General features: G+C 51.9%; 11 protein-coding genes. 2 read left to right on the forward strand and 9 right to left on the reverse strand.

Translation table 11 applies throughout. The features are described from left to right. Positions 1 to 23: 23 nt before the first annotated feature. The 7 genes from GOM71_RS14995 to GOM71_RS15025 form a co-directional block, all read right to left on the reverse strand. A complete protein-coding gene (locus tag GOM71_RS14995; protein WP_253944862.1) occupies positions 24 to 716 on the reverse strand; it encodes an urease accessory protein UreF in 693 nt (230 codons plus the stop codon). 18 nt (positions 717 to 734) lie between these two features. Further along, positions 735 to 2450, reverse strand: coding sequence for an urease subunit alpha (gene ureC / locus GOM71_RS15000; protein ID WP_156282486.1), 1716 nt, complete (start codon positions 2448 to 2450; stop codon positions 735 to 737). Continuing rightward, the gene (locus GOM71_RS15005; RefSeq protein ID WP_156282488.1) at positions 2447 to 2815 is read right to left on the reverse strand and encodes an urease subunit beta; all 369 of its coding nucleotides are present in this window, start codon (positions 2813 to 2815) and stop codon (positions 2447 to 2449) included. The genes ureC and GOM71_RS15005 overlap by 4 nt, the downstream gene beginning before the upstream one ends. A 24-nt stretch (positions 2816 to 2839) precedes the next feature. Then, on the reverse strand, positions 2840 to 3145 hold the full coding sequence (locus GOM71_RS15010) for an urease subunit gamma (RefSeq protein WP_156282490.1): 306 nt from the start codon (positions 3143 to 3145) through the stop codon (positions 2840 to 2842). Between the two features lie 92 nt (positions 3146 to 3237). Continuing rightward, positions 3238 to 4206, reverse strand: a complete 969-nt coding sequence (locus GOM71_RS15015) for a D-alanyl-D-alanine carboxypeptidase family protein (RefSeq protein ID WP_156282492.1) — start codon at positions 4204 to 4206, stop codon at positions 3238 to 3240. Positions 4207 to 4325: 119 nt separating this feature from the next. Continuing rightward, on the reverse strand, positions 4326 to 5420 hold the full coding sequence (locus GOM71_RS15020) for a sensor histidine kinase (protein ID WP_253944863.1): 1095 nt from the start codon (positions 5418 to 5420) through the stop codon (positions 4326 to 4328). After that, positions 5410 to 6105: a response regulator transcription factor gene (locus GOM71_RS15025; RefSeq protein ID WP_367649621.1), complete on the reverse strand. Its 696-nt coding sequence runs from the start codon at positions 6103 to 6105 to the stop codon at positions 5410 to 5412. Before GOM71_RS15025 ends, GOM71_RS15020 begins: the two co-directional genes overlap by 11 nt. A 215-nt stretch (positions 6106 to 6320) precedes the next feature. On the opposite strand from GOM71_RS15025, the gene ilvD reads away from it, so the two are divergent. After that, positions 6321 to 8006, forward strand: a complete 1686-nt coding sequence (ilvD, locus tag GOM71_RS15030; protein WP_156282496.1) for a dihydroxy-acid dehydratase — start codon at positions 6321 to 6323, stop codon at positions 8004 to 8006. A gap of 70 nt (positions 8007 to 8076) precedes the next feature. Here the strand turns inward: ilvD and GOM71_RS15035 are convergent, their stop codons facing one another. Continuing rightward, positions 8077 to 9480, reverse strand: a complete 1404-nt coding sequence (locus tag GOM71_RS15035; protein ID WP_156282498.1) for a polysaccharide deacetylase family protein — start codon at positions 9478 to 9480, stop codon at positions 8077 to 8079. Positions 9481 to 9658: 178 nt separating this feature from the next. Between GOM71_RS15035 and ytvI the strand changes: the two genes are divergently transcribed. Further along, positions 9659 to 10780 carry a sporulation integral membrane protein YtvI gene (ytvI, locus tag GOM71_RS15040; protein ID WP_156282500.1) on the forward strand — a complete coding sequence of 374 codons (1122 nt, stop codon included), beginning with the start codon at positions 9659 to 9661 and terminating at the stop codon, positions 10778 to 10780. A gap of 25 nt (positions 10781 to 10805) precedes the next feature. Here ytvI and GOM71_RS15045 read toward each other — a convergent pair whose 3' ends face one another. After that, positions 10806 to 12662 (reverse strand): peptidoglycan D,D-transpeptidase FtsI family protein, encoded by a 1857-nt coding sequence (locus GOM71_RS15045; RefSeq protein ID WP_156282502.1) that lies wholly within the window; start codon positions 12660 to 12662, stop codon positions 10806 to 10808. Between the last annotated feature and the right edge of the window lie 13 nt (positions 12663 to 12675).

The raw sequence follows: 12675 nt of genomic DNA on the forward strand, positions 1-12675 counted from the left end.
CCACATTGTTAATGTTTGATTTATTAAGACATGAAAAGCCGCGAATAAAGCCGTTCATGCCGAATCATGCCAAGCTCCGCCATAGGCATATTCGCGTATGCTTCCTCCGGCTCCATGCGGGCTGAAATTGCAGCTGCCTCTCCAGTCAGGGCAGCCAGGGCGGCAATCAGCGACTGTCCTTCCGTCTGTCCCATGGACATAAGCCGAAGCGCGCTGTTTATGCAAGTAACGATGCATGTGTAAAAATAGCCTTGAACGGCCTGCTCCTCCGTTACGCCGAACTTCCAGCACGCATAGCCGTGCACCAGCGGATGAGTCGCCAAGCATTCGCCGCTGCGCAGCCCTTGAACGAGCGGCGTCCAATCAAGCTGCGGGTGAATCGCCCCCGCCAGCTGGAGCATTCGGCGCCCCATCTTCTCGACGCCGCTTCTCGTTTCCGAGGAGACACGCTGAACGTGGACAAGCCTCTCTACCTGCCAAAGCGGCGACCAATCGCCAGCAGGCGCGTCCCGATACACCGCGCGAATCACCATCGCGTCGGAGGTTGCCCAGCTATGGCGCAGCATCGACTCCGCATATTCATAAAGCTGAGCGGTCGTCGCCATGCGCCCCTCCTGTACGAGCGTCTCCAAACCGAAGGAATGCGAAAAGCCGCCGATCGGCAAAGCGGAATCAAGCAGCTGCTGCATCGCAAGCCACGGAATTATCCCTTCCATCGACTCCGCTCCTCTCAGCTAAAATAAAAAGTAACGCTGCGCCATCGGCAGCTCTCTTGCAGGCTCGCAAGTGATCGCTTCGCCGTCTACCGTTACCGTATAAGTCTCCGGGTCAACTTCAAGCTTTGGCGTACCGTCGTTGTGGATCATATCTTTTTTCGTTACGCTCCGACAGCCGCGCACCGGCTCCACCCGCTTCTGCAGCCCAAGCTCCTCGGCTATGCCGCGGTCGTATGCCGCTTGCGAGACAAACGTAATGGCGCTGCTGTGCACAAGCTTGCCGAATGATGCGAACATCGGCCTGCCGAACACCGGTTGCGGCGTCGGAATCGAAGCGTTCGGATCGCCCATCTGCGCATAGGCGATGCTGCCGCCCTTCAGCACCATGTCCGGCTTGACGCCGAAAAACATCGGATGCCAGATGACAAGATCGGCGAATTTGCCCGGCTCGATCGAGCCGACAAGATGCGAGACGCCATGCGTGATCGCCGGGTTGATCGTATATTTCGCGATATAGCGCTTGATCCGGAAATTGTCGCTTTCCGTATCGTCGGGAGCTAGCGGTCCGCGTTGTTTTTTCATTTTGTCCGCCGTTTGCCAGGTACGGATAATGACTTCACCGACGCGTCCCATCGCCTGCGAATCGGAACTGATCATGCTGAATACGCCCATATCATGCAAAATATCTTCCGCCGCAATCGTCTCCGGTCGAATCCGCGAATCGGCAAATGCGACGTCTTCCGGAATGCTGCTGTCCAGGTGATGGCATACCATCAGCATATCGAGATGCTCTTCTATCGTATTGATCGTAAAAGGGCGGGTCGGGTTCGTAGAGGAAGGCAGCACGTTCCGCTCGCCCGCGGCAACGATAATATCCGGCGCATGGCCGCCGCCCGCGCCCTCCGTATGATAGGTATGAATCGTTCTGCCGCCGATTGCCGCCAAAGTATCTTCAATAAATCCGGCTTCGTTAAGGGTATCTGTATGTATGGCCACCTGTATGTCATATTGATCGGCCGCCTTCAAGCAGGCGTCAATTGCAGCTGGCGTCGTGCCCCAGTCCTCATGCAGCTTCAATCCGATAGCTCCCGCTTCGATCTGCTCGATCAACGGCGCCGTAAATGAAGCATTGCCTTTGCCGGTAAAACCGATATTCATCGGAAAATGCTCCGCCGCCTCCAGCATCCGCCGCATATGCCAAGCTCCTGGCGTTACTGTCGTAGCGTTCGTACCCGTTGCCGGGCCGGTTCCTCCGCCAATCATTGTCGTTACGCCGGAAGACAGCGCGGTTTCGATTTGCTGCGGGCAAATGAAATGGATATGCGAATCGATGCCGCCGGCTGTAACGATTTTGCCCTCTCCGGCAATGACTTCCGTACTCGCTCCTGCAATCATATTGGGCGACACGCCGTCCATAATGTCCGGGTTGCCGGCTTTTCCTATGCCGACAATCACGCCGTCCTTAATGCCGATATCGGCTTTCACGATGCCCCAATGATCGATGACAACCGCATTCGTAATAAGCGTATCCAGCACGCCTTCGTCGCGCAGCGCGCCGCTCGATTGCCCCATTCCGTCCCGAATGACCTTGCCGCCGCCGAATTTGCATTCATCGCCGTATACGGTATAGTCCTTCTCAATTTTTGCCCACAGCTCCGTATCGGCCAACCGGACCGCATCGCCTGTCGTCGGCCCGAACATCGCGGCGTAGCTTGCCCTATCCATCGCGCTCATACGTTACCGCCTTCCCATGCATCAAGACGTTCCCGCACGCCTGCAGGCACTGCTCCCGCTTCCGCTTTGCCTTGAGACAATCCGTTTAAGCCGTAACTCAGCTTGGACCCGCCTAACTCAACAAGCGTTACCGGCTTCTCCTCGCCGGGCTCGAAACGAACAGCCGTCCCAGCCGGTATATGAAGCCGCATGCCAAAGGCCGCCTCGCGATTGAACTTCAAAGCGCGATTGACTTCAAAAAAATGAAAATGCGATCCGACCTGAACCGGCCGGTCTCCCATATTGACGACTATACAAGTCGTCGTACGGCGTCCTGCATTTATTTCAATCGTGCCGGCAGCCGTCCGATATTGTCCCGGTATCATGCGATCTCCTCCTTGGCCGCTTTATTATTCCGCTATCGGATGGTGAATCGTTACAAGTTTCGTTCCATCTGGAAAAGTCGCCTCAACCTGCACTTCATGAATCATTTCCGGTATGCCTGGCATGACTTGATCGCGGCGCAGTAGTGTTGTTCCAAACGCCATCAGCTCTGCAACGGTTCTCCCGTCGCGTGCGCCTTCCAATATTTCCGAGGTAATAATCGCAACGCTTTCCGGGTAATTCAGCTTCACGCCGCGCTCAAGCCGTCTGCGCGCCAAGTCGGCGGCAACGGTAATAAGCAGCTTCTCTTTCTCGCGTTCCGTCAACTGCATTTCATCACCTCTTTGCCTCTATTAGTATTATTATAGACAGCCAGGATTAGGAAGTAAATGATTTCATGTCAGAAAATATGACATGGATGTTGTCATGCAAAAAGCAATCCAATTTTCGCCGCAATTTCCGCTTTCCACTTATCAAGACCGTTATTTTGAAAGCCATAATGGAATAGTTTTTCGGTTTCCACAAAGCGAGCGTCTGCCGTACTTGTTCCCATAACAACGGCGATCAGCCGCTTATTTCCTTGCTTCGCAGTTCCTGTAAAGCAATAGCCTGCCCGCTCCGTGTAGCCGGTTTTCAAGCCGTCGTTGCCCGGAAATGCAAACGGCTTGCTTGGCAGCATCATATTGGTGCTCTGCAGCTTCGTATCCAAGGTCGTCAGCTTTACGCTCCCGCGCGCCGAAACGTCAAGCACCTCCGGATATTTGCGGATCAAATAGCGAGCCAGCTTCGCCGTATCGTCTGCTGTCATGATCGTATCCGCATCCGCTGCAGCTCCGGCGAACGCGGCGAGGTCCGACTTGTTAAGTCCCGTCGAATTGCCGAACCTCGCTTCTTCGGACAAGCCGATTTCCTTCGCACGCTTATTCATCAGCTTCGCAAACTCCCGCTCCGAACCGGCAATATGCTCAGCCAGCGCAACCGCGGCGTCATTCGCGGAATGAATCGTTGTCGCTTCAAACAATTCCCGAACCGTCCAGCTCTCACCGGGACCAAATCCGATTTGCGCGCCAGGCGCTTCAGCGGCATATGGACTTGTCATAACCGTATCGCTCCATTTCAGCCGCCCTTCATTCACTTGGTCGAGCACGAGCAGCTCTGTCATCATTTTTGACATGCTTGCGGGCGGAAGCGCCTGATCGGCATTTTTCTCATACAATATATGTCCCGTTTCGGCATCTAGAAGAATTGCCGCATCAGCCTCGATCAGCGGCTTTTGCTCTGCAGGGGCAAGCAAGTCATGCCAAGAGGTTCCGGCGAGCCCAAACAAAATGATGCCGGCGGCAAGCAAGGCCAGCCCCCTGCGTTTCCGATTATCTTTTCGAACCTTAATCATCACACAAAAAATCCCCTTTCAAATGGACGTTTCAACTTTCTCCTATTGTAGGAGCGCCATTTTAAGGGGAATGTAACAAAATCATAAATAAGTCTTAACTTAATTTAAAAAAGTAATAATTATGTTTCTATAATCGGCAGCCGCACTTTAAACACCGTTTCGTAATGATCGCTTGCCGCGCTAATCTCGCCGCCGTGCCTCTCGACAATTCCTTTTGCAATCGCGAGTCCAAGCCCGGAGCCGCCCGACTTCTCCGTTCTCGATTTGTCGACGCGATAGAACCGGTCGAACAGAAACGGAAGATCGACGGCCGGAATCATTTCGCCGTAATTGGCAACCTCAACGATCGCAACCGACTTCTCCTTGCGCAGCCGAATATCGACCTTTCTCCCTTCTTTCCCGTACGTAACTGCATTCGTGAGCAAATTTTCAAACACACGGACAAGCTTGGCCGGATCTCCCGACAGGAGCACTTCTTTCTCCTCGCTGTGCAATTTCCCCTCCATTCCTGACTGCTTGAGCTGGGGAAGGAATTGCACAAGCAATTGTCCGAGCATTTCCGTCAAATTCATATTCATCCGTTGCAGCGGCACAGCGTCATGGCGCATGCGGGTATATTCAAATAAATCGTTGATAAGAACATGCAGCCTTTGCGATTTGTCATAAGCGATTTGCACATAATGACGAAGCTCAACTTCATCGCGGTAACGGTCCTGTTCAATCAAGCCCAAATAGCCGAGCACGGAAGTGAGCGGCGTCCGCAAATCATGCGACACATTCGTAATAAGCTCGTTTTTCGTTTGTTCCGCCCGCCGTTCATCATCGAGCGAGTTTTTAAGCCGTTCGACCAGCACATTCATATCTTTAGCCAGCCCGCCAAAAGGGCTCCGTTCAGCAACTTGCACCGTATGATCGAAGTGCCCCTCTGAGATGTATCGGATCGACAAACCGATTCGGTCCAGGTTGCGGAAATATCTCCATTGCAGAAAACCGAAATAGGCCATGAAAACAAAAGTGCCAATCATATAGAAGGCAAGCGTTTCGCCAAACAAACCGACCAGACCTCTCAGCCAGCTCCGCACATCAGGATTGCCGGTCGTCATTCCGTCTATGACCGAAACGAACAGAGATACAGTAACGATAGACAGCAGCACGCTTAACAGCAAATGCGCAAAGGACCTCCACATGACGATCATCGCAATATTAGGCTTCAATTTTATAGCCGACCCCCCATACCGTAATGATCATTTTGTCGCCCAGCTCCTGTTCCAGCTTGTCCCTGAGCTTGCTGATATGAACCATTACCGTATTATTGGATTCAAAATATTTCTCTTTCCAAACGTGCTGAAAAATTTCCTCCGCACTGAAAACTCTGCCAGAATGGCTGGCAAGCAAATATAGGATGCCGAATTCGGTAGAGGTCAAGTTGAGCGGCTTTCCGTTAACGGATGCGGTATGGCTCGCCTTATCGATGGCAAGCGCGCCTAGCGTCAATTCCTCCCGTTTGCTTCCTGCATTCAACGGCGGGCTAAATTGATACGACCGCCTGATGAGCGAACGAACCCGCGCCAGCAATTCCAGCGGATTAAACGGCTTGATCATATAATCGTCAGCGCCGGTCATCAGTCCCATTATTTTGTCCATATCTTCCGCTTTCGCGCTAACCATTAAGATCGGCACCGACTGATCGCGGCGCAGTCTGCGGCATACTTCAAGTCCGTCCATTCGGGGCATCATGATATCAAGCACGACCAAGTCGAACGGCTTCTGCTCGAACAGCTCCAGCGCTTGCTCGCCGTCACCGGCAATTTCGGTTTCATAGCCTTCATTTTTCAAGTATATTTCGATAAGTTCAGCGATTTCCCGCTCATCGTCGACAATTAGAATGCGTCTATTCACCTTAAGACCTCTTTCTTTCATGACATCACTATGGCAACACTATACAGGATTGCGATGGCCGCCGTCCTCCATACTTGGAATAATTCAGAATTATTAAGACAAATTTCAACCTTTCTAAAGGTATTTCGGCGCTTTGCGTCCGATCGCATTGCTAGTCAACGCTTGTCCGTTGTGTTAAACTAAAGGGTATCGACATTCATATGGGAGGGACAAACATGTCGGCTAAAAAAATGCGTTCTGACATGATCAAAAAAGGATTTGACCGCGCTCCTCACCGCAGCCTTTTGCGTGCGGCTGGCGTTAAGGAAGAAGATTTCGACAAACCGTTTATCGCGGTTTGCAACTCTTATATTGATATTATTCCTGGCCACGTCCATCTTCAAGAGTTTGGCAAACTGGTTAAAGAAGCAATCCGCGAAGCTGGCGGCGTGCCTTTCGAGTTCAATACGATCGGCGTAGACGACGGCATTGCGATGGGCCATATCGGCATGCGATACTCGCTTGCAAGCCGTGAAATTATTGCCGACTCCGTAGAAACAGTCGTTAACGCGCACTGGTTCGACGGCATGGTCTGCATTCCAAACTGCGACAAAATTACGCCGGGAATGATTATGGGCGCGCTTCGCGTCAACATCCCGACCATTATGGTCAGCGGCGGTCCGATGAAAGCTGGCAAAACGTCCGACGGCCGTTCGATCTCGCTGTCCAGCGTATTCGAAGGCGTTGGCGCTTACCAAGCCGGCAAAATCGATGACGCAGGCCTGATGGAGCTTGAACAATTCGGCTGTCCGACTTGCGGCTCCTGTTCCGGCATGTTTACGGCAAACTCCATGAACTGCCTTGCGGAAGGCCTTGGCCTTGCGCTTCCAGGCAACGGCACGATTCTTGCCGTATCGCCTGAACGCAAAGAATTCGTTAAACGTTCGGCTCGCCAGCTGATGGAGCTGATCGAAAAAGGCATCAAGCCTCGCGATATCGTAAAGAAAGAAACGATCGACAACGCTTTTGCGCTTGATATGGCAATGGGCGGTTCGACAAATACGGTTCTTCATACGCTTGCTATCGCTCATGAAGCAGGCATCGATTATCCGATCGAACGCATCAACGAAGTTGCTGAACGCGTGCCGCATTTGGCAAAAATCGCTCCTGCCTCCGATTATCATATCGAAGACGTTCATAACGCAGGCGGCGTAAGCGCAATTATTAATGAATTGTTCAAAAAAGAAGGCGCCTTAAACGGCGACATGTTAACTGTTACAGGCAAAACGCTTCGCGAGAACGTAGCTGGCTGTGAAATTCTCGATAAGGATGTTATCCATCCGATCGACAATCCGCACAGCGAACGCGGCGGCTTGGCTGTTCTGTTCGGCAACCTTGCTCCTGGCGGCGCAATTATTAAAGTCGGCGCTGTCGACAAATCGGTCGGCGGCTATCATAAAGGTCCTGCTATTTGCTTTGATTCCCAAGACGACGCGCTTCATGGCATCGCGAACGGCAAAGTTAAAGAAGGACATGTTGTTATTATCCGTTATGAAGGACCAAAAGGCGGTCCTGGCATGCCGGAGATGCTTGCTCCAACTTCGCAAATCGTCGGCATGGGCCTCGGCGCTAAAGTCGGTCTCGTTACGGACGGACGCTTCTCCGGCGCATCGCGCGGCATCAGCATCGGCCACGTTTCGCCGGAAGCAGCTGAAGGCGGACCAATCGCATTCGTACAAGACGGCGATATTGTTGAACTCGATATGAACGGCCGTTCGATGAACTTGCTGATCAGCGACGAAGAGTTCGAGAAACGCCGCGCAGCTTGGCCTGGTTTCGAACCAAAAATCAAACGCGGCTACCTTGCCCGTTATTCGCATCTCGTTACAAATGCCTCCAGCGGCGGCGTAATGAAAATGTAGCATTACCGTTTAAACCAAAAAACCTCCGGAACCGCTAATAGGTTCCGGAGGTTTTTGGTTATTTGTACAATTAGATCGCAGTTGTCGTATTGCCGCCCATTGGGGCAGTGTCATCAGCTGTCGTTTGAAGTGTACGATGAACAGCATCCGTCATACGAATCGTATCTTCTTGCACGATAGCCGTGCTTTTGCTTGCATAGCCCATAAGCCGTTCAACTGGCATAAGCAGCATATGAGGATCGATAGAAACTCTTCGCTCTTTCGCTCGGACATTCGTTTGCTTTTTTGTCAGCACTCGCATTAATACTCGCAAGTATATGCGGGTCGAACGCGCAAACCATCCGTCAGGCAGCTTCATCGTCTGGAAGCCAAGCCGATCCGCTCCGCGATGGATCATCGTCACCCCGTACACAGCGCGCACTTCGGAAAATTGCGGTTCTGCCTTCACCGATTCGGCAAGTACAGGCAGCGCGTGTTCAACTTCCCTCAGCATCTTGATTCCTGTCGCAAGCGGCGATTTGGATGCTGCCGCAAGAGATGACAGCATGCGGTTATCGAAATGAAGCTCAACGATTTTATCGCCTTTTACCAACCGTGCAGCATCTTTCAGTTGGACCGTTTGTCCTCCATATGTCGTAATCCGATAATGAAATGCCGGATTGGACTCTCCGACCTGCTTTAGCCGGAACACGAGATGAAACGCTTTTTCATATTGCAGCCATAAAAAAATGAGTGATTTTTTCATCCATGACTGCTTCTGGCTTTTAGCCTCTTCCGTCAGCTTCACCAACGTGTCGATGCCGACGAAGGAATAGCCTCTTTTCACGCCTTCTTGCAAGTAAGCCTCAAGCGCAATCAGCATATTGGCAGGGGCATCAACATCAGCGCCCGGTGTGCGTCCGCAATCATGCAGCAGAACGACCTCGCCCGGACGAAGCTTCTTCATCATCCGCGCTTGCAGCTTTTTGGCGCCAAGCTTCGCATTCCAGTCGCCGAAAATCGCCGACCAAAGCACGATTTGGTAATGGCCGAGCCTTGCAAAATCGAATACATTGACAATGCCCCAAGGGGGACGATAATAATTGGAACGCACGCCGGTTGCCTCGCGTATTACGTCACAGGTTTGTTCGATCTGCTTGCGCACCGTTTTGGGCCGCATAAACCAATTCGACTTATGGACATAATTATGGATACCTATAATATGACCGTCCTCTTGCATCCGGCGCAGCAGCTCGGACTGGCTTTCAGCATGCGAGCCAACGACAAAGAACGTCGCTTTTGCATTATATTTTGCCAGTAAATCGAGCAGCTTCGGCGTATATTCAGGGTCCGGGCCATCATCGAACGTAAGCGCGATTTCCCGCTCAACGCGACCTTTTTTAAATACGCGGAACCCGAAAGTACGGCTGATGAATGCAGGGAGAAAAGCGTAGAAAGATAAGAAATAAAGTGCCCAGAGCAGCAAATTCTCCATATAATTCCCTCACCCGTTAGTATTTTTCAGTTATAAGCCTGTACGAAAGGAACTTGAACGATAACTTCAATTGTATCATATTAGGCTGTAAATTTAACATTAAAATAAGCAGCTGTTGAGAAATTATAGTACAATCATAGTAATTATATGAATCCTGTCCGAAAAAGGAGCTTCGATCATGCTGCCATTTTACAAGAAATATTGGCGTACGGCGTTCGATATCGCCCTAATCGCTTTAACGGTCTACCTCATTATGTTTGCGTTCAGTTATTTATATCGAATCGCAACGCCTATTTTTTTCGCTTTCGTCATTTACATGTGCATCGAGCCGCTAGCTAAACGTTTGAACCGGATTGGCATCAAAAAATCGATCGCCTCCGGCATATCCGTCCTTTTGTTCTCCATCATCATATTAGGCGCTTTTTCCGGACTTGCTTATGTCATCGTCGATCAAGGCAAAGATTTCATCGAGAATAAGCTGCCTGCCTATCAGGAAATATTGAAAAATCAATTGGCAACGAATACAGGCGAGCTGCAAGGCCGCATAGATGCGCTGCCCCAAGATTGGGTCGTCAAAATTACCGAGTACATAAACGGCGCGACAGAAAAGCTGCCGATCATTATTAAGACGGTGTTTACCAGCCTGCTCGCTTACTTAACCTCATTCTCCACTTTTCTGTTCAACTTTATTATAGGCATTATTTTGGCATACTTCCTTAGCATTGAGATCAATGTTTGGAAAAAAACCGCAAACGACAAAACGCCAAAAACATTTAAAAAAGCGTTCTTCTTTCTGCGGGAAAATGTATTTAAAGGCATTGCCGGCTATATAAAAGCGCAAGCCAAAATGATCAGCATTACGTTCATCGTCATTTTTCTCGCGCTCCTGCTGCTCGGCGTCGACAATGCACTCATGATTTCCGTCATCGCAGCCATTTTCGACGTGCTGCCGCTGCTTGGCGTCGGAACGATCTTTGTTCCATGGATTATATATTTGTTTATCGTCGGTCAAACGACGCTGGCGATTTGGATCTCCGCCCTGTTCCTCGTCGTCGTGCTGACGCGCCAAATTTTGGAGCCAAAGATTACCGGAGATACACTCGGCGTATCCGCGTTTACGATGCTCGCGTTTATGATCGTTTCGTTAAAAGTGTTTGGCGTATCGGGCGTCATCCTGTCGCCAATATTGATTATATTAATTAAAGCGCTGTATGACCAAGGGTTCTTCCATCGTTGGATTCGCACGCCGCAAGGTGAATTCGACCCCGTCACAGCCGATGATACGACCCGCGAAACATAGACATGACACAACGATCTGCTGGCTTTTATGGCTCGGCAGATCGTTGTTCTGTTTCTGCAATAATATCCATGACGCCGCGAAACAACTTTGTAGCCTCATTGGGGCTGTTTGGCGGCCTGTATTTGGACAGCACCGCCACCGCATAACGAGGCGACTGTGCGGGCCCATAACCCGTAAACCATTGATGTACTCGCGGCTTGCCGTCACGCGTGACATTAGCCGTGCCCGATTTCCCGGCAACGGTCCAAACCCCTTGGCGGATCGACCGTCCAGTGCCATGGTCGACGACCGCCTCCATTCCGCGAAGCAGCACTCGCGCCGTTGCCGGATGAATCCGGCCGACGCCTTTGGCGCTCGCTTGCTTCGCGTCGAACTTAACCATCCGCTGGCCGCTGGCATAGCGGATTTCCCGCACGAGGCGCGGCTCCATAACGCGCCCCTTATTCAATAGCGTGACGACCAGATTCGCCGCTTGCAGCGGCGTCATTTGAACGTCACGCTGCCCGATGGCGCTTTGCGCCATAACGCCTCCATCGGCAGCTATATGAGTATCGCCGTTGTCGGCTCCGCCCACGCTGTGCCGGTCAAATAGCTGACCGGCTTCCTCTTCGCCAAGCAGCCGCAACGGCTCGCGGAACGGCCCGAATGGCTTCTCCGCATGCCAGCCGGCTTGGCGTCCTACCCCAAGCGCAGCTGCCGTCCGCGCGAACTGTTCTGCGCTCATTCGCTCCGCAATCGTGGCAAACGCAATGTTGCATGATTGCGCCAACCCTTCGCGCAGTGTTAGCGTACCATGCCCGCCCTCCTTCCAGCAGCTCAAGCCATACCTGCCATACTCGCCTGTACAGGTAAAGCGCTCATGCTCGTTTGCCACGCCCGCTTCCAATGCAGCCGCTTCTGTTACAAGCTTGAATACTGAACCCGGCGGGGCTGCGATAAGCGCATGATTAAGAAGCGGCTTTCCTTCTTGCGCGCCTAAGTGCTCCGGGTCCATCATTGGCCGCGAAACCATTGCGACAATATCGGCATTTTTCGTATCCAGCACGACAATTGCTCCTTCCTGCAGACGGACCGAATCGGCATACGCTTCTATCCGATTCTGCAGCTCAAGATCAAGCGTTGTGCCGATCTGCAGCGGATAATAGCTATTGTTCGGCTGTGTAATGCGCAGATCGAGCCCTTTCATTGGCTTTAAGCTGCTATCTACAAAATAGGAAACCGAGGTCGCTCCTATGCCCCGCAGCAGCTTATCCAACGATTTCTCCAAACCCGCTCCCCCTACTTGATCCGTCAGCATTCGTTTCCCGCTTGCCAGCTCTTTAGGATAGACAGCTTCCAGCCATTCGGGATGCTGGCTCGTATAGCCGATAGCTTGCTTCGAGTTGAACCCCTCAATATAGCGATTGCGATATGGAAGCACTTTGATGCCTTGCAGTTGAAGCTGCGACAGCTCCCTCACTTGCCCCTCCGATAGGCGATACGGTAAAGATTGTCCTTTCGCATGCCAGAACGAAGGATCTCTTAACGCATCCCACCAGCTCGTCAGATCCGAAACGTTAACTTTCAATATGCCCGCAAGCTTTCTCAGCTGCTGCTCATTACCGCGTTCAGTCGCCAAAATCGGAAACAAAGCAACCGTCGAATATGTCTCCCCTGTAATCGGCCGTCCGCTGCGATCAAGAAAATCTCCTCGCCCTGTATCCAATACAAGGCTCCGTTGCCGCTGTGCAACCGACATCCGCTTCCATCCGCCGCGTGATGAAGCCAAGGCGGAGGAGGCATGGTTGGACCCCGGCGTCAGCTGCAGCCACGCCAGCCGAACGATATACAAACCCATAATAAGCGTAAACAATAATGCGGCAATCGCTGCGCGTCGAGCCATTGTGCACCCTCGC

Origin of the sequence: Paenibacillus sp. NEAU-GSW1 (assembly GCF_009737085.1) — a bacterium.
Classification (GTDB): domain Bacteria; phylum Bacillota; class Bacilli; order Paenibacillales; family Paenibacillaceae; genus Pristimantibacillus.